Origin of the sequence: Serratia sp. Ser99 (assembly GCF_024519545.1) — a bacterium.
Classification (GTDB): domain Bacteria; phylum Pseudomonadota; class Gammaproteobacteria; order Enterobacterales; family Enterobacteriaceae; genus Serratia; species Serratia liquefaciens.
The window spans coordinates 280,039-296,932 of sequence record NZ_JALJRT010000001.1 but is presented as its reverse complement, the minus strand read 5'-3'; the positions used below and the strand labels follow the sequence as shown (position 1 = coordinate 296,932).

Sequence of the window (16,894 nt, the reverse complement as noted above, 5' to 3'; positions counted from 1 at the left end):
GCACCCTCCTGGCGATCGGTTAGCGGTAAATCCCTACGGACGGCGCATCGCCGACATAACCGAAACCGCGGTACATGCCTTCACTGTTGAAAGGCAGCGCCACGTTGCCGTGACTGTCGATGGCAATCATGCCGCCGCTGCCACCCATCGCCAGCAGTTTTTCCATCACCACCCGGTCAGTGGCCTGCTGCAGACTGAGCCCGGCGTACTCCATCAACGCGGAAACGTCATAAGCCGACACACCGCGCATGAAGGTTTCCCCGGTACCGGTGCTGGAGACCGCCACCGTGGCATTGTTGGCGTAACAACCGGCACCGATGATCGGCGTATCCCCCACCCGGCCGGCCTGTTTGTTGGTCATGCCGCCCGTCGACGTTGCGGCCGCCAGGTTGCCCAGGGCATCCAGCGCCACCGCGCCAACGGTACCGAATTTACGATCGGGGTCGATCGGCTCACCGCTTTGCGCAGCGCCATCGTGATCGAGCAACACACGCCCAAGCTCTGCCTGAGCACGGTGCAGTTGGTCAAAACGTGGTTGGGTAAAGAAGAAATCGGGTGCGACCATTTCAAGATCGTGGGCGGCGGCAAATTTCTCCGCACCCTCCCCAGCGAACAGCACGTGCTGGCTGTTTTCCAATACCGCGCGCGCAGCCAGCACCGGATTGCGTATCCGGCTGACGCAGGCCACGGCACCGGCATCGCAGGTGCTCCCATCCATCACACAGGCATCCAACTCGTGGGTGCCCTGATGGGTGAATACCGAGCCTTTACCGGCATTAAACAATGGGCACTCTTCCAGCAGCCTTACCGCCTCGGTGACCGCATCCAGGGCGCTGCCACCCTGGGCCAGGATCTGCTGGCCGGCGGCGACGATGTCGGACAACGCCTGAATATACTCCTGTTCCTTTTCAGCACTCAGCGCCGCACGGGTAATTGCGCCCGCGCCGCCATGAATGGCAATCACTGGTTTGCTCATTTGCCTGTCACCCTGTGTTAATCCTGCCAATCCCGCCCCTCATTGAAGGGGAAATAGATTCACCTCGGCGGCAGCCCACAACGCGGCGGCCGGCAAGGCGACGGGTATAATTATTATTCGGCCTTTTCCCGACTATATTTAGCCGCGCTATCGAAGTAAAGCATAAAGTCTTCGCCCAGCTTTTAGCGTAGCCCGCTTAGATTATTTCGCACATTGAAATAGCTTAATGGAATAAAAACAGAGAGTTATAAATTGGAAAAACCGTTCTGAATAACGATTGGGATTTTTGGTAGAAACCCGTGAGGGGCACACAGTAATTACCGGCAAAAATAATCGATATCTCTAAATATCCGGCCGTTGTGCGTTCAACCTGCTGTTTTTTAGCCGGCTGAACGCAGATGATCAATATTTAGAATCCTGACCCCGGCAACAGCAGAAATGCTTCCTCCTCCGGGGTAGAGACTCGGCCTAATATCGCATTACGGTGTGGGTAACGGCCAAAGCGGTCAATAATGGCTTTGTGCCGCACTTCAAACTCCAACTGATTGGCATTGCCCAGCTCGGTATACAACGCCAAAGCCTGTTGATGAATCAACGCCGACTCTGAATGCATAAAGGGCAAATAGAGAAAACCCCGTTGCTCTGGCGTAAGTCGTTCACATTGCCCACTACGGATCGCTTCCTGTGCCAGCACTAACGCCATGCAGTCGCTGGCAAATGAACGCGGCGTGCCGCGGAACAGGTTGCGACTGAACTGATCGAGCACGATCACCTCGGCCAACCGCCCCTCAATGGTGTCTCGCCAGTGCGCCAGCTCGCCTGCGGCGGCGGCCTGCCAGATCTGACCAAAGCGCGTATGCAACAGGCGATCGAAATCATCGTCCTTTTTGAACCACATTGCCGGTTCGATCTCGTCAAACCAAAAGTCTAATACCTGTCTGTGCATCACTGCCTCCCGTTGTTTACTTCAGCATAGCATCCTTCATAATACCCCCACTTTGCCGCCATTTGTCGCGCACCCTGATTACGGAGTTCCTTATGGATCATTGCCATACTTCCGATCTTATTTCCCTGGAGCAGGCGTTGGAGAAGATGCTCAGCCAGATCTCCCCCCTTCAGCAGAGCGAATCCATTGCCCTGACCGCCGCCGCCGGCCGCATTACCGCCGCGCCGGTCATTTCGCCGATTGATGTACCACCCTTCGCCAATTCGGCCATGGACGGCTATGCCGTGCGCCTCGCCGATCTGCAAGCCAACGCGCCGCTGCCGGTCGCGGGCAAAGCTTTTGCCGGTGCTCCGTTCGACGGCGACTGGCCAGCCGGTACCTGCGTACGCATCATGACAGGCGCGCCTGTCCCAGCAGGGGCCGAGGCGGTGATCATGCAAGAACAGGCAGAAGTCGGCGATGCCGGCGTGCGCTTCACGGCCGAAGTGCAAGCTGGGCAAAATATTCGCCTGGCGGGGGAAGATATTCGCCAGGGTGCCGGGGTTTTACCTGAGGGTATCAGACTGGGCGCTGCGCAGTTGCCGCTGTTGGCCTCGCTCGGTGTCGCCGAGGTGCAGGTGGTACGTAAGCTGAAGGTAGCGGTGTTCTCCACCGGCGACGAGTTACAGCCGGTCGGGCAGCCGCTGCAGGCGGGCCAAATCTATGATACCAACCGCTTTGCCGTGCGCCTGATGCTGGAACAGTTGGGTTGCGAAACGCTGGATCTGGGCATTATTCGTGATGACCAAAACGCGCTGCGCGCCGCCTTCGAGCAGGCAGACCGCCAGGCCGATGTGGTGATCAGCAGCGGTGGCGTCTCGGTCGGTGAAGCCGACTACACCAAGCAGATGCTCGACGAGCTGGGCGAAGTCGGCTTCTGGAAGCTGGCGATCAAACCCGGTAAACCCTTTGCCTTCGGCAAGCTCAAACAGGCCTGGTTCTGCGGCCTGCCGGGCAATCCAGTATCCGCAGCGCTGACCTTCTACCAACTGGTGCAGCCGCTGTTGGCGAAGCTGGCGGGCCACAGCGACTGGCATTTGCCACCGCGTTTGCAGGCTCGTGCCCTGACCCCCTTGAAGAAAGCGCCGGGACGCCTTGATTTTCAGCGCGGTGTATTTAGCAGTAACGCTCAGGGCGAGCTGGAAGTGAGCACCACCGGCCATCAAGGGTCACACGTGTTCAGTTCTTTCAGCCAGGGTAACTGCTTTATCGTGCTGGAGCGCGAACGCGGCTCCGTGGCAGTGGGCGAAAAAGTGGACATTGAGCCCTTCAACGCCTTGCTGAGGAGCTGAGCATGCTGCCGGAATTAACCGATGCCGAAGCGCTGCGCTATAACCGCCAGATTATCCTGCGTGGCTTTGACTTCGACGGCCAGGAAAAACTGAAGGCCGCCCGGGTATTGATTGTCGGCCTCGGCGGGTTAGGCTGTGCCGCCGCCCCCTATCTGGTCGCGGCGGGCGTCGGCCACCTGACGCTGGTTGATTTCGACACCGTTTCACTCTCTAACCTGCAGCGCCAAATCCTGCACCGCGACGCGCGCATCGGTATGGCGAAAGTTGAATCGGCCCGTCTCGAACTCAGTGCCATCAACCCACATGCTCAGATTGAAACTGTTGATGCACAGCTGGACGACGACCAGATGGCGGCGCAGATTGCCGCCTGCGATTTGGTGCTGGACTGCACTGACAACGTGGCGACGCGCAATCTGCTAAATCGCCTCTGTCATGCTCAGCGCAAACCCCTGGTGTCCGGCGCGGCGATCCGCATGGAAGGGCAGCTCAGCGTCTTCACCTATCAGCCCGGAGAACCCTGCTACCGCTGCCTGAGTCGGTTATTCGGCGACAACGCCCTCACCTGCGTCGAGGCCGGTGTCATGGCACCGCTGGTCGGTACCATCGGCACGCTGCAAGCGATGGAGGCCATCAAAATGCTGACGCAGTACGGCCTACTGCTCACCGGAAAACTGCTGATGTTTGATGCCATGACGATGCAGTTCCGCGAGATGAAGCTGCCGAAGGATCCGCAGTGCGAAGTTTGCGGCGGAAAATAGCAGAGACAAAAAAGGCGGGAATGCTCCCGCCTGAGTTTGATGACAAATTCGTCACCGGTTATAGCTTCGGGCGCAGCATGCCGCGCCCCTGCCGCTGGGTTACACGATACCCTGGCTACGCAGATAATCTTCGTAGTTGCCGGTAAAGTCGATCACTTTGGTCGGCGTCATTTCCAGTACGCGGGTCGCCAACGAGCTAACGAACTCACGGTCGTGAGAAACGAAGATCAAGGTGCCTTCGTACATTTCCAGCGCCATGTTCAGCGACTCGATGGATTCCATATCCAGGTGGTTGGTCGGTTCATCCATAACCAGGATATTAGGGCGCTGCATCATCAGCTTGCCAAACAGCATGCGGCCCTTCTCACCCCCGGACAACACCTTCACTTTCTTCTTGATGTCGTCCTGGCTGAACAGCAAACGGCCCAGCACGCTGCGCACCGCCTGCTCGTCGTCTTTTTCCTGCTTCCACTGGCTCATCCAGTCGAACACCGTCAGGGTGTCATCGAATTCATATTCGTGATCCTGAGCGTAGTAACCGATCTTGGCATTTTCAGACCATTTCACGGTACCGCTGTCCGGCAACGTATCGCCCACCAGCGTTTTCAGCAGGGTAGATTTACCGATACCGTTCGGGCCCAACACCGCCACTTTCTCGCCCACTTCAACCATCAGGTTGAACTTGCTGAACAGAGGACCGTTGTCGAAACCTTTGGCCAGCGCTTCCACTTCCAGCGCGTTACGGAACAGTTTTTTGTCCTGTTCGAAACGGATGAAGGGGTTCTGACGGCTTGAAGCCTTAATTTCTTCCAGCTGGATCTTGTCGATCTGGCGGGCACGTGAGGTTGCCTGCTTGGATTTGGAGGCGTTGGCACTGAAGCGGCTCACGAACGATTGCAGTTCGTTAATCTGCGCCTTCTTCTTGGCGTTATCCGCAACCAGACGTTCACGCGCCTGAGTGGCCGCCGTCATATATTCGTCGTAGTTACCCGGATACACGCGCAGTTCGCCGTAGTCCAGATCCGCCATGTGAGTACAAACCATGTTCAGGAAGTGACGGTCGTGCGAAATGATAACCATGGTGCTGTTACGTTCGTTCAGCACCTGCTCCAGCCAGCGGATGGTGTCGATGTCCAGGTTGTTCGTCGGTTCGTCGAGCAACAGAATTTCCGGATCGGAGAACAGCGCCTGCGCCAGCAACACGCGCAGTTTGAAGCCCGGTGCGATTTCGCTCATCGGGCCATAATGTTGTTCAACCGGGATGCCGACGCCGAGCAGCAGTTCGCCGGCACGCGCTTCAGCGGTATAACCGTCCATCTCGCCGTAGGCCACTTCCAGATCGGCCACTTTATAGCCGTCTTCTTCGCTCATTTCAGCCAGCGCATAAATGCGATCGCGTTCTTCCTTCACCGCCCACAGTTCGTTGTGGCCCATGATGACGGTGTCCAGCACGCTGTATTGCTCGAAAGCGAACTGATCCTGACGCAGTTTACCCAGGCGCTCGTTCGGATCGAGGAACACGTTGCCGCCGCTCGGCACCAGATCGCCGCCCAGGATTTTCATAAAGGTAGATTTGCCGCAGCCGTTGGCGCCGATCAAACCATAGCGGTTACCGCCGCCAAACTTAACGGAGATGTTTTCAAACAGCGGCTTACTGCCAAACTGCATAGTGATGTTGTTAGTGCTTAACACAGCGCTCGCTCTTCATATCATTGGGAATGTGATTTGGCGCGCATTATGCCATAACGGGCAACAGAGATCGCGGGAAGTTTCGGTGACAATTTGAGCAAAGGTGCGGCGGCAGGCCAAGTGGAAAGAACGTCTCGGCCTGAGGGAGGTGAATGCAGAGGTTTACCAACACCCCTGTTTTAGAATACTGAAATAAACATCGCTGAATTTTTCTTTCCTTAAAACATCCCCTTTCAATACCGAAACCGGTTGATCCCACACTTGGGTGAAATTGGGTTCGCCGGTTTTGTTATTGAGCTTTTTTAAGCCACAGACAGCATAAAGTTTCGCTTCTGGGGTTGCCTGCGGGTTATTAGCAATACGCAAGAAAACGGCCCCCGCGTCCTGGTAGGTTAGGATTTCTATTACTTCGGTTTCTCCGGCACTGCCAATGCCAACAAACCCGTTCATTCCCAAAGAGAAATGAGTCACCTTGGATAAATTATTTTCTGTCGCTTCACGGTGTTGCTCAGCGGCGTAACCGTTGAGGGAACAGAAAGAAACAAAAACCAAAATAATAACGCTCAAGATCCTTTTCACAAAAACCTCCCTATTCAGCCAAGAGTGAAAGTGACGATCGGACCAGCTCTGTGCTCCACACTACCACGGTATTCAGCCGGTTTTATACCGGGTCGGAATGTCCCTGGCTAAATTTCTGTCGGTGCAAGACCTCGATAAACGCCCGTGACGCCGCGCTACGGTAGGCGTCTTTACGTTGCAGCAACACCGCCCGGCGAGCGGGCATGACGTCGGTAAGCCGTACCGGGTGCAACTGCGGGTTTTCCTGCGCAACCGCTGCCGGTAGCAGGGTAGCCAGTTGGCCACGGCGCACAATTTCAATGATGGCACCAATTGCGTTGGCCTCCATTGCTACCCGGGGGCGGATCCCCTGTCGACGACAATAATCGTCGATAAACTGACGGGTAGCGAAGTCCTCGCTCAATAACACCAGCGGTTGCTGTTCGAACACCTGCGCACTCAAAGGCTCACGCTGTTGAACCAGCGGGTGCTGAGCCCCAACCATCATATTCAGTGACTCGGTAAACAGCTCCTCGGCCACGATGTCCACCGATTGCGCCTGACTGAACGCGATCCCCACATCCAGCCGGTCTTCCGCCAGAAGCGCCTCGATCCTGTCCTGCGTCATTTCATGAATACTCACCGAAACGCCCGGATATTGCCGATAAAAAGCATCGATAACAGGCCCCACCAGATAGGCGGTAAAGGTTGGCGTCATCGCCAGCCGCAAATTACCGCGTTCCAGCGTCGCCACGTCGTGGATCGCCCGAGTGCCGGCTTCCAGATCCTGCAGCGCCAGCCGGGCATAGCGCATCCAGGCCATACCGGCGTCGGTCAGGCGCACCGTTCGGCCGGAACGATCAAACAGAGGCGTCCCCAGGTTTTCTTCCAACTGCTTGATTTGTTGCGACAGCGTCGGTTGCGAAACGTGTAGCGCTTCGGCGGCGCGGGTGAAGTTGCCCTGTTCGGCAACGGCAAGAAAATAACGGATGTGTCGCAGCAGCATAACGCCTCAACTATTAGTAATTCCTATGGAGACCATTATAAATGGGTCTTAGACCCTATAGCCAGAGCGGCGCATCATGCCCCCATCGCTTAACAGCATCCTGATGGAGACAGCATGAAAGAGGTTATTGAGGGTTTTTTGAAGTTCCAGCGCGAGGCGTTTGTCGAACGGTCCGAACTGTTCCGGCAGTTGGCCACGCGCCAGAACCCGCGCACCCTGTTTATCTCATGTTCCGACAGCCGCCTGGTGCCGGAACTGATCACCCAGCGTGAGCCGGGTGACCTGTTCGTGATCCGCAATGCCGGCAATATCGTGCCTTCGTTCGGCCCGGAGCCGGGTGGCGTAACAGCTTCTGTGGAATATGCCGTCGCCGCACTCGGCGTGGAGGATATCGTGATCTGCGGACACTCCGACTGCGGCGCAATGACCGCCATCGCCACCTGTCAGTGCCTGGATCATATGCCAACCGTAGCGAATTGGCTGCGTTACGCCGATTCAGCCAAGGCGGTGAATCAGGCCCATCCGCATACCTCTGAAAGTGAACGCGTCAGTTCGATGGTGCGTGAGAACGTCATCGCACAACTGACCAATATTAAAACCCATCCTTCAGTGGCGCTGGCGCTTGAGCAGGGCCGGTTGAAGCTGCACGGTTGGGTCTATGACATTGCCAGCGGCTGTATTGAAGCGCTGGATGGCGAAACCCGCCGCTTTATTCCACTGGCCACCAATCCAAATGTCACGGCTACCCCTGCCGTATCCCGTTTTTAATCTCAATAAGGAGATAACATGACACAGTCCCTGCATTATTCATCCCCACGCGAAACCTTGACCGACACCATTATGGCCGCCAAGATCCGTAAAAACCTGACCTTCGAAGCGATCAACCAGGGTACCGGGCTGAGTCTGGCCTTCGTCACCGCCGCTCTGCTGGGTCAGCATCCGCTGCCAGAACAGGCGGCACGTGTGGTGGCCGCCAAGCTCGATCTGGACGAAGACGCCATCCGTCTGCTGCAAACCATTCCGCTGCGCGGCAGCATCCCTGGCGGTGTGCCGACCGATCCAACCATTTATCGCTTTTATGAAATGGTGCAAATTTACGGCTCCACGCTGAAAGCGCTGGTGCATGAGCAGTTTGGCGACGGCATTATCAGTGCGATTAACTTCAAACTGGACATCAAGAAAGTGCCGGATCCGGACGGTGGCGAACGCGCGGTGATCACCTTGGACGGTAAATACCTGCCGACCAAGCCTTTCTGATCCTGACGATGCCGGCGATAGCGTCGCCGGCATTGGGTGCTTTTCTCCGCAGTCTCTGCGCTTCACCCCATCTATTCATCGTATCTGATAAGGCTCAGGCGTTCTTCCTCGGTAGGGGCGACAAAATATTGCGTGAGCAGATCGAAAGTCTCTTCACTGAGCACAAAGGGATGTTCACCTTGCTCATTTCTGTGTTTTATTCTGCTCTTGCACTGCGCATTGCTGACGTCCAGAAAATGCAGGCAGTGCGCTACACCGGCCTCCTCCGCCAGTTGTCTGGCCCATAAGCGCCGATCCGGCGTATTCATCGGAAAATCCAGCACCACCGACAGACCATGCCGCAGCAGTTGCACCAAATGCTCGCTCAACACCTGCCGCAGGTTGGCGGAATAACGAACGTAGTCCTGTAGGGTTTTCATCTGCTGGTCATATAACGTTGCCAACCAGCTATCTTCAACGATCAGCAGCGTATGGGGCTGCTGCGCCAGTCGATTTGCCAGGGTTGATTTGCCGGAGCCGGCTTTGCCGCACATCAAATGTAAAACGGCGTGGGAGGAATTATTCATGGCGTTCTCCTGAAGGTGAGTACCGGCAGGAGGAAAAGATGACCCGCCTTACCGGCGGGTTTTAGCATGACAGAGACGCGCTATCCCACCACTCCGAGAATGGTGATAATAATCTGCGCGAATGAAACCTTGTTTATGCTCATACATTATCAATAAGGCAAATCCCCACATATTGTCAACAACGCTGTGCCTCACAGAGTCATAACTGATAATGGCCGCGCACTTTACCCCGCGTGATAGCCGCGGCTGTCATGCGGGATCTGTTCTCGCTGATCCAGACCATAGTCCCGCACCACCTCAGCCACCCGCAGGCGATACTGTGCCAGCACGCCATGGCGGCCCCGTTTCTGTGCGGCTCGGTGCTGCTCGACATTTCGCCACTGCTGTACCGCCGCCTCATCACGCCAAAAGGACAGTGACAGCAGCCGCTGCGGATCGGCCAGGCTTTGAAAACGCTCAATGGAAATAAAACCGTCAATTTCTGCCAGTAACGGCTTCAGATCGGCGGCCAAATCAAGGTAGGTCTCACGTTGGCCGTCAGCGGCCTGCAGCTTAAAAATAACGGCAATCATAGGGCGCTCCTGTCAGAGAAAAATTCGGGTACGCGCGCATTTTGCGAAACCCGCCAGCGAACGTTGTTCAACGTCTGAACATCAACGCCCAATGCCAATAAATGCTGAATGCCACACTGTGCGATAATTTTCGCCCAGTCAGCCCCCGGGCAGCGATGCGCACCTTCGCCGAAAGCAAAACTTTCGTCTCCCGCACACAGCAAAACCAATACGCTTTGTCCGGCCAACACCTGGCAGCCGGCGACCTGGGTATCCTGCCGGACAAAGCGGCGAGTATTTTGGATCGAGGGCATTTCAGTCAGTATCTGTTCAATTCGTTGTGGCACACTTTCCGTGTTGTCGCCCATCAGCAATAACGTCTGACCGATCAAACCGGCGGTGCTTTCGCAGGCCTGGAGCATCAAACCGATGGCGTTGGCCACCACGACCCGATCTTCAAGGCCGAGTTGTGCAGATACCTGCTGCAATTCCTGCCATAGTGGACCACAACAGTTTGTGAGACGTGCCGAAATAGATTCTACCGCCCGGATCCCGAGCGCCACCTGAGGCGCACTGCCGCCAGGCGCTATACAGCGGGAAAAGTCCAGTATCTCGTCAACCAGCTCAGCCCATTCCTTGGCGGGGATGCCCAAAAGTGCCGCGATAACACACACTGGCAGAGCATAATTAAAACGGGTGATCTGCCTCGCATTCGCTATTGCAGGCATCAATTCTTGCGCCACAGCCCTCGCGGTTTGTTGGACTAGAGATGAGTCAAAAGCCGCTAAAGTTTGCACGATGGCCTTTTTAAGCCTGACATGCTCGTCGCCATCTCGCATACGCACCAAATTGCCAAAGATGGATTGCGCCGGTGTACCCAGCAAGGCTGCCGGGATAGGTTCATCGGTGGGCCGAACGCCAAAGTCAATATTGTGCAAAACCTCCCGCACGGCTAAAGGCGAAACGGCGATCCAACTTTGCTTTTGCGGCTGAAACTGCATGGGTTCCAATTGCATATAATTGGCCCGCGGATCATCGGCCGTGACGGCAGCAATGGCGCGGGAATAAGGGCAGGTTGCCATGTTGTTCTCCAGTAGGCTTGGCCGGTGTGAACTCATCCTAACGGTGGACGCACAGCCATACTTCGCCTAATCTCGAAGTATGAATAACATCGATATTGAAGATCGTCTGGCGGCACTGAGCGGTGCCATTGCCGACCGCACCCGGGCGCGCATGCTGTGCCTGCTGATGGATGGTCGCGCTTATACCGCCACCGAACTCAGCGCCGCGGTGGACGTTGCCGCCTCTACCGCCAGCGGCCATCTGGCACGCCTGCAGGAACAGCGACTGATCGCCTGCGTCAAGCAAGGGCGTTACCGCTATTTCCGTCTGGCGGGGCCGGAAGTCGCCGCCGCGCTGGAAACGCTAATGGCACTGGCTGGCGTCGAAAAGCCCGTGGTGAAAAGCACTACTCCGACGTCATTGCAATTCGCTCGTACCTGTTATGACCATCTGGCCGGTGAAGTGGCGGTAAAACTGCACCAACGCCTGCATCAGCTAACCTGGTTAGAAGGTGAGGAAGACTATCGGTTAAGTGAGGCTGGCCACGCTGCACTCACTCGGTTGGGCGTCGACTGTTCCCCTGCGCCCTCACGAAGGCGCTTCGCCTGCGGTTGCCTGGACTGGAGCGAGCGCAAGGCCCATCTGGGTGGTGCATTAGGTGCGGCGATGCTTACCGCATTTATCCGTCGTGGCTGGATAAAACGCCAGTTGGAGAGTCGTGAACTGCAGCTCACCGCCAGCGGGAAAAAAGCGCTTAAAGCACATTTTGACCTCACTGTTTAACCTCACAACAGGTTAGTTTTGGTGCAATACTCAATAAGCAAACCGTCAACCCGAGGACTCCCATGCTCGATCAAACCCAATTCCCAATCACCAAACTGTGGCCGGCGCAGCATCCGGAGCGGCTGCAGCTCTATTCGCTGCCCACGCCGAACGGGGTAAAAGTTTCTATCATGCTGGAGGAGATCGGCCTGCCGTATGAAGCGCACCTGATCGACATCGGCAAAAACGAGACCTGGACGCCCGAGTTTTTGTCGCTGAACCCGAACGGCAAGATCCCGGCAATCATCGATCCCGATGGCCCTGGCGGCAAGCCATTACCCCTGTTCGAATCCGGCGCCATTCTGCTGTATCTGGCGGAAAAAAGTGGCAAGTTCCTGCCGCAGGATCCGGCTCTGCGTTATGAAACCATTCAGTGGGTGTTTTTCCAAATGGCAGCCGTTGGCCCCATGTTCGGTCAGCTCGGCTTCTTCCACCGTTTCGCCGGTCGTGAATACGAAGATAAGCGCCCGCTTGAGCGTTATAAGAATGAGTCGAAACGCCTGCTGGGCGTACTGGAAAGCCGGCTTGAAGGCCGCGACTGGATCATGGGCCAGGATTACACCATTGCCGATATTTCACTGTTGGGCTGGGTGCGTAATCTGATCGGCTTCTACGAAGCCCGCGAGGTAGTCGATTTCGACAGTTTCCCACGCGTAGAGCAATGGCTGGAGCGCGGTCTGGCACGACCGGCGGTGCAACGCGGCGTCAACATTCCCGCCCGCAGCGAATAATGGCTTGCCTGGGATAGCCGCCCGGCTATCCCTTTTGCGTCTTCTTTGTCGTCATAAAAGTGTCACACCCCTGCATTACCCTCCCTGCCTAACAAGTTCGTGTTATACCCCTATGATTTTTAAGCCACAGTCAGGCATCCTGCTCGCTCATCCCCAGGCGCTTACTCCAGTAAGTAACTTGGGGTTAGCGAGTGCTGGTAACCACGCTGTAGCTTGAAAGGCGACCGGGTATTTATGTTTTTATATTACGACAAGGAGCTTTCCCCGATGTTGCAGCCAGTTTCCCTGATCGCCAGTGCCGTGTTATCCGCCTTATTATGCTCAAGCGCCTTCGCCGATGAGACGCCGGCCAACGCTGCCGGACTTTCCGAGCGTGCGGCTCGCGGCAATATCGTTGAACCCGGCGGAGCACGTCGCCTGAGTGGTGATCAAACCGCGGCATTGAAAGCTTCGTTGTCTGATAAAACGGTCAAGAATGTGATTTTGCTGATTGGCGACGGCATGGGCGATTCGGAAATCACTTCGGCACGCAATTATGCCGAAGGCGCAGGCGGCTATTTTAAAGGCATCGATGCCCTGCCGTTAACCGGCCAATACACCCATTATTCGCTGGACAAGAAAACCCACAAGCCGGATTACGTCACTGACTCCGCCGCCTCGGCGACTGCCTGGTCCACCGGCGTCAAAACCTATAACGGCGCGCTGGGCGTTGACGTTAATGGCAAAGACCAACCGACCTTATTGGAAATTGCCAAAGCGGCGGGTAAAGCCACCGGCAACGTTTCCACCGCAGAGTTGCAAGACGCCACACCTGCGGCACAGATTTCCCACGTCACCTCGCGTAAATGTTACGGCCCGGAAGAGACCAGTGAAAAATGCGCAACCAACGCGCTGGAAAATGGCGGCCGCGGTTCGATCAGTGAACAGTTACTCAAAGCCCGCGCCGACGTCACCTTAGGCGGCGGAGCAAAATCCTTTAATCAGTTAGCCAAAAGCGGCGAATGGCAGGGAAAATCACTGAAAGAGCAGGCAACTGCATTAGGTTATCAGTGGGTGGAAAACCTCGATGCCCTGAACGCCGTTAACGTCGCCAATCAGAAAAAGCCGCTGTTGGGGCTGTTTGCCGCCGGCAATATGCCGGTACGCTGGCAGGGGCCGAAGGCCAGCTATCACGGTAATCTCGACCAGCCTGCGGTTACCTGTCAGAACAACCCGGCACGTACGGCGGATATCCCGACGCTGGCGGTTATGACCGAGAAAGCCATCGACCTGCTGAAAACCAACAAAAATGGTTTCTTCCTGCAGGTTGAAGGCGCATCGATCGACAAACAGGATCATGCCGCCAACCCGTGCGGCCAGTTCGGGGAAACTGTCGATCTGGATGAAGCCGTGCAGAAAGCATTGGAATTCGCCCGTGCCGACGGCAACACTCTGGTGATCGTCACCGCTGACCATGCTCACTCCAGCCAGATTATCGCCGCCGACGCCAAAGCGCCCGGCCTGACGCAAATGCTGACCACCAAAGATGGCGCGCCGATGACCATCAGCTACGGCAACTCGGAAGAGGATTCGCAGGGCCACACCGGCACCCAGCTGCGTGTTGCCGCCTACGGCCCGCATGCCGCCAACGTCGTCGGGCTGACCGATCAGACAGATTTGTTCTATACCATGCGTGACGCCATGGCGATCAAGTAAGCTAACGACCCCGTCCACTGATTAATTAAACCCTGTTCATCGTTGCTCACGCCGGCGATGAACAGGGTTTTCGCCGTTTGAAACCTCCAGGCTACTGCTATATTGTGGGACCTGTATTCCTCGCAAAAATGTTCTGCCCTGTCCGTAAACAAACCAATGTGATCCCACCCGACAATAAGGATGAGCTCTTGCATTTGATTACCCTGCCCTTCGACACCGAACGCCTGCAACTGCGCCGCTTCACGCCCGACGATCTCGAAGCCTACTCGACTTACCACCGTTTGCCGGAGGTCTATCGTTATCTGTATGCCCCCACCCCGGACAACGCGCAACTGGCCGATCAGCTTGCTCAGGCGATAGCTTCGCGCTTCTGTCAGGACGGCGATATTTTTTATTGCGCCGTCACCCTAAAGGACAGCGGAGAGTTGATCGGTGAAGTGTTGTTGAAACTGGCTAACCGCGCAGCATTACAAGCCGAGATCGGTTATATCTTCAGCCCGGTTTATGCCGGTAAAGGTTATGCCAGCGAAGCCGTGCAAGCGGTGTTGGATCGGGGGTTTAACCAAGTGGGCTGCCACCGCATTTTTGCCCGGCTCGATGCTGCCAATCAGGGGTCTATCGGGGTCGTCGAACGTCTGGGGATGCGCAAAGAGGCGCACCTGCGACAAAACGATCGTTTCAATGGCCAATGGGGTGATGAACTGATTTATGCACTGCTGAAAGAAGAGTGGCCGTCGGCAGCAATGAAGGCCCGCCGCTAAGCGTCAACCAGCATCTTGGCCACACTGAAATGCCCGGCGGCCATTTTCATTTTGTTACCTGCTGCTATTTGCCATTATTCCATAAATATTGTGTGATAATGGCATATCGTTTAAATCAGCGGCAATTAGACCTTATTAATTTAGCGGTTATATTTAAATAAAAATAATAAATGAATGATTCCTGCCTTTAATGGGATTTTTTTAGTTACAAAAGTAGTTTTTAACAATATTGCAAACAATAATATCCCCGCAGTAACCAGAGTTGAACAACCTGTCCCCAGACAGCCTGTAATAATCCACTTTTCGTTAAGAAAACGATTAACAAAAAGACATTATCACTGTCACTCGGCTTAGCCGGGCGGGTTAGTTTTACTTATTTCCAGGGTAACTCCCGATAAATTCTTTCACCTGCAATGAGTAGAATTTACACACAAGAGATTTGATTCAATGAGAAAATTACTCGTCCTGATCTTCTGTCTGAACCTGTTTGGCGTTACGCAACAGGCGACGGCGGAAGAGAATAAGTCCGTTGATGTGGTACTGATCGGCGGTGGCATCATGAGCGCCACGCTGGGGACCTACCTGCATGAGCTGGAGCCAAACTGGTCCATCGACATGTATGAGCGCATGAACGGCGTGGCTGAAGAAAGCTCCAACGGCTGGAACAACGCCGGTACCGGTCACTCCGCCTTCGCTGAAATGAACTATACCCCGGAAAAAAAAGACGGCACCATCGACATCAGCAAAGCCGTGGTGGTTAACGAGTCTTTTGAAATCTCGCGTCAATTCTGGTCTTATCAGGTGAAAAATAACGTCCTGAAAGATCCAAAATCCTTTATTAACAGCGTGCCGCACATGAGCTTTGTCTGGGGTGACGACAACGTCAACTTCCTGCGCAAACGCTATGCCGCACTGCAACACAGCACCCTGTTCCGTGGTATGGAGTACTCAGAAGACCCTAACCAGATTAAACAGTGGGCTCCGCTGGTGATGAACGGCCGCGATCCGGCGCAGAAAATTGCTGCGACCCGCATGCCGCTGGGTACCGACGTTAACTTTGGCGTGATCACCCACCAACTGGTGGATACGCTGACCAAAAACCCGAACTTCAAGCTGAACCTGAGCCATGAAGTCCGCGACATCAAGCGCAATGCCGACAACACCTGGCGCGTCACCGTGGCCGATCTGAACCGTGACGGCAAAGAAACCACCGTGAATGCCAAATTCGTGTTTATCGGTGCAGGCGGTGCTTCTCTGACGCTGCTGCAGAAAACCGGCATTCCCGAAGCCGAAGGCTACGGTGCCTTCCCTGTCGGCGGTCAGTTCCTGGTCACCACCAACCCGGAAATCGCTGACCAACACCTGGCCAAGGTTTATGGCCTGGCCAGCGTAGGTTCACCGCCGATGTCGGTTCCGCACCTGGATACCCGCATGCTGGACGGCAAGCGTGTCTTGCTGTTCGGACCGTTCGCCACCTTCTCCGGCAAGTTCCTGAAAAACGGTTCACTGTTCGACCTGCTGCACTCCCTGAGCACTTCGAACCTGATGCCAATGACCCACGTCGGGCTGGACAACTTCGACCTGGTGAAATACCTGGTAGGTCAGTTGATGATGAACGACGACGATCGTTTCGCTGCGCTGAAAGAGTACTTCCCTGAAGCCAAACAGGCAGACTGGAAACTGTGGACCGCCGGCCAACGCGTGCAGATCATCAAAAAAGATGCAGATAAAGGTGGCGTACTGCAGTTCGGTACCGAAGTGGTCAGCTCCGAAGATGGCAGCATTGCCGCTCTGCTGGGTGCATCACCGGGCGCATCAACTGCCGCACCGATCATGCTGCACCTGATGGAAAAAGTGTTCAAAGATAAAGTGGCTACGCCGGAATGGCAGAGCAAACTGAAAGAGATCATTCCGTCTTACGGCCACAAGCTGAACGGCGATATTGAAATGACCAACAAGATCCGCGGCTACACCAGCAGCGTCTTGCAGTTGGACTATATCGAAGTGAAGCCGGAAACTAACTGATCCCCGCCTTTCCCCTCTTTGCTCAAGGCCGCCACGTGCGGCCTTTTTCATTTCCCTGCGACCCAAAGAGCACGTTTAGCCACCTTTTTCCCCCGGGTTAACACTTGCGTAACCCGTCTCCGCGGCCTATTATCAAAGCATCAACTTGGATAATTACTGT

At 55.5% G+C, this 16,894-nt stretch carries 17 protein-coding genes; 9 read left to right on the top strand and 8 right to left on the bottom strand.

From position 1 onward, the window contains the following. Positions 1–19 precede the first annotated feature (19 nt). Both NR114_RS01480 and NR114_RS01475 read right to left on the bottom strand, forming a co-directional pair. Positions 20–976, bottom strand: coding sequence for an isoaspartyl peptidase/L-asparaginase family protein (locus NR114_RS01480; protein WP_020825978.1), 957 nt, complete (start codon positions 974–976; stop codon positions 20–22). A gap of 409 nt (positions 977–1,385) precedes the next feature. Continuing rightward, the gene (locus NR114_RS01475; RefSeq protein WP_234529096.1) at positions 1,386–1,922 is read right to left on the bottom strand and encodes a DUF924 family protein; all 537 of its coding nucleotides are present in this window, start codon (positions 1,920–1,922) and stop codon (positions 1,386–1,388) included. Positions 1,923–2,014: 92 nt separating this feature from the next. Between NR114_RS01475 and moeA the strand changes: the two genes are divergently transcribed. Both moeA and moeB read left to right on the top strand, forming a co-directional pair. Beyond that, positions 2,015–3,253 (top strand): molybdopterin molybdotransferase MoeA, encoded by a 1,239-nt coding sequence (gene moeA / locus NR114_RS01470; RefSeq protein ID WP_046374084.1) that lies wholly within the window; start codon positions 2,015–2,017, stop codon positions 3,251–3,253. A 2-nt stretch (positions 3,254–3,255) separates the two neighbouring features. Next, a complete protein-coding gene (moeB, locus tag NR114_RS01465; RefSeq protein WP_234529095.1) occupies positions 3,256–4,011 on the top strand; it encodes a molybdopterin-synthase adenylyltransferase MoeB in 756 nt (251 codons plus the stop codon). A 99-nt stretch (positions 4,012–4,110) separates the two neighbouring features. On the opposite strand, the gene NR114_RS01460 is transcribed toward moeB, so the two are convergent. From NR114_RS01460 to cynR, 3 genes are all read right to left on the bottom strand, one after another. Continuing rightward, complete coding sequence (locus NR114_RS01460; RefSeq protein ID WP_071827008.1) at positions 4,111–5,703, bottom strand: ABC-F family ATPase; 1,593 nt, start codon at positions 5,701–5,703, stop codon at positions 4,111–4,113. A gap of 159 nt (positions 5,704–5,862) precedes the next feature. Then, entirely contained in the window at positions 5,863–6,279 is a 417-nt protein-coding gene (mchS3, locus tag NR114_RS01455; RefSeq protein ID WP_046374086.1) for an MchS3 family protein, read from the bottom strand. Between the two features lie 82 nt (positions 6,280–6,361). Beyond that, positions 6,362–7,264, bottom strand: coding sequence for a transcriptional regulator CynR (gene cynR, locus NR114_RS01450; RefSeq protein WP_256813907.1), 903 nt, complete (start codon positions 7,262–7,264; stop codon positions 6,362–6,364). Between the two features lie 114 nt (positions 7,265–7,378). Between cynR and NR114_RS01445 the strand changes: the two genes are divergently transcribed. Both NR114_RS01445 and cynS read left to right on the top strand, forming a co-directional pair. After that, positions 7,379–8,032 (top strand): carbonic anhydrase, encoded by a 654-nt coding sequence (locus tag NR114_RS01445; RefSeq protein WP_046374088.1) that lies wholly within the window; start codon positions 7,379–7,381, stop codon positions 8,030–8,032. A gap of 18 nt (positions 8,033–8,050) precedes the next feature. Continuing rightward, positions 8,051–8,521, top strand: coding sequence for a cyanase (gene cynS, locus NR114_RS01440; RefSeq protein WP_046374089.1), 471 nt, complete (start codon positions 8,051–8,053; stop codon positions 8,519–8,521). A gap of 71 nt (positions 8,522–8,592) precedes the next feature. Here cynS and NR114_RS01435 read toward each other — a convergent pair whose 3' ends face one another. From NR114_RS01435 to NR114_RS01425, 3 genes are all read right to left on the bottom strand, one after another. Beyond that, a complete protein-coding gene (locus tag NR114_RS01435) occupies positions 8,593–9,087 on the bottom strand; it encodes an ATP-binding protein (RefSeq protein WP_115059424.1) in 495 nt (164 codons plus the stop codon). A gap of 224 nt (positions 9,088–9,311) precedes the next feature. After that, positions 9,312–9,659, bottom strand: coding sequence for an antibiotic biosynthesis monooxygenase (locus NR114_RS01430; RefSeq protein ID WP_256813906.1), 348 nt, complete (start codon positions 9,657–9,659; stop codon positions 9,312–9,314). Continuing rightward, positions 9,656–10,720, bottom strand: a complete 1,065-nt coding sequence (locus NR114_RS01425) for a cytochrome P450 (RefSeq protein ID WP_256813905.1) — start codon at positions 10,718–10,720, stop codon at positions 9,656–9,658. The genes NR114_RS01430 and NR114_RS01425 overlap by 4 nt, the downstream gene beginning before the upstream one ends. Before the next feature lie 79 nt (positions 10,721–10,799). Between NR114_RS01425 and NR114_RS01420 the strand changes: the two genes are divergently transcribed. The 5 genes from NR114_RS01420 (at position 10,800) to NR114_RS01400 (ending at position 16,734) form a co-directional block, all read left to right on the top strand. Continuing rightward, positions 10,800–11,483 carry a helix-turn-helix transcriptional regulator gene (locus NR114_RS01420; RefSeq protein ID WP_020825967.1) on the top strand — a complete coding sequence of 228 codons (684 nt, stop codon included), beginning with the start codon at positions 10,800–10,802 and terminating at the stop codon, positions 11,481–11,483. 62 nt (positions 11,484–11,545) lie between these two features. Continuing rightward, positions 11,546–12,253 carry a glutathione S-transferase N-terminal domain-containing protein gene (locus NR114_RS01415; protein WP_256813904.1) on the top strand — a complete coding sequence of 236 codons (708 nt, stop codon included), beginning with the start codon at positions 11,546–11,548 and terminating at the stop codon, positions 12,251–12,253. Positions 12,254–12,520: 267 nt separating this feature from the next. Next, the gene (gene phoA, locus NR114_RS01410; RefSeq protein ID WP_256813903.1) at positions 12,521–13,948 is read left to right on the top strand and encodes an alkaline phosphatase; all 1,428 of its coding nucleotides are present in this window, start codon (positions 12,521–12,523) and stop codon (positions 13,946–13,948) included. Positions 13,949–14,136: 188 nt separating this feature from the next. Then, entirely contained in the window at positions 14,137–14,709 is a 573-nt protein-coding gene (locus NR114_RS01405) for a GNAT family N-acetyltransferase (RefSeq protein ID WP_020825963.1), read from the top strand. Positions 14,710–15,156: 447 nt separating this feature from the next. Further along, on the top strand, positions 15,157–16,734 hold the full coding sequence (locus NR114_RS01400) for a malate:quinone oxidoreductase (protein ID WP_020825962.1): 1,578 nt from the start codon (positions 15,157–15,159) through the stop codon (positions 16,732–16,734). The last annotated feature ends 160 nt before the right edge of the window (positions 16,735–16,894 follow it).

Coding starts and splice junctions, on each gene's coding strand:
- NR114_RS01445 (WP_046374088.1), top strand. CDS start 7,379: ATGAAAGAGGTTATTGAGGGTTTTTTGAAGTTCCAGCGCGAGGCGTTT.
- NR114_RS01415 (WP_256813904.1), top strand. CDS start 11,546: ATGCTCGATCAAACCCAATTCCCAATCACCAAACTGTGGCCGGCGCAG.
- NR114_RS01430 (WP_256813906.1), bottom strand. CDS start 9,659: ATGATTGCCGTTATTTTTAAGCTGCAGGCCGCTGACGGCCAACGTGAG.
- moeB (WP_234529095.1), top strand. CDS start 3,256: ATGCTGCCGGAATTAACCGATGCCGAAGCGCTGCGCTATAACCGCCAG.
- NR114_RS01480 (WP_020825978.1), bottom strand. CDS start 976: ATGAGCAAACCAGTGATTGCCATTCATGGCGGCGCGGGCGCAATTACC.
- cynS (WP_046374089.1), top strand. CDS start 8,051: ATGACACAGTCCCTGCATTATTCATCCCCACGCGAAACCTTGACCGAC.
- NR114_RS01400 (WP_020825962.1), top strand. CDS start 15,157: ATGAGAAAATTACTCGTCCTGATCTTCTGTCTGAACCTGTTTGGCGTT.
- cynR (WP_256813907.1), bottom strand. CDS start 7,264: ATGCTGCTGCGACACATCCGTTATTTTCTTGCCGTTGCCGAACAGGGC.
- moeA (WP_046374084.1), top strand. CDS start 2,015: ATGGATCATTGCCATACTTCCGATCTTATTTCCCTGGAGCAGGCGTTG.
- NR114_RS01425 (WP_256813905.1), bottom strand. CDS start 10,720: ATGGCAACCTGCCCTTATTCCCGCGCCATTGCTGCCGTCACGGCCGAT.
- phoA (WP_256813903.1), top strand. CDS start 12,521: ATGTTGCAGCCAGTTTCCCTGATCGCCAGTGCCGTGTTATCCGCCTTA.
- NR114_RS01475 (WP_234529096.1), bottom strand. CDS start 1,922: ATGCACAGACAGGTATTAGACTTTTGGTTTGACGAGATCGAACCGGCA.
- NR114_RS01420 (WP_020825967.1), top strand. CDS start 10,800: ATGAATAACATCGATATTGAAGATCGTCTGGCGGCACTGAGCGGTGCC.
- NR114_RS01435 (WP_115059424.1), bottom strand. CDS start 9,087: ATGAATAATTCCTCCCACGCCGTTTTACATTTGATGTGCGGCAAAGCC.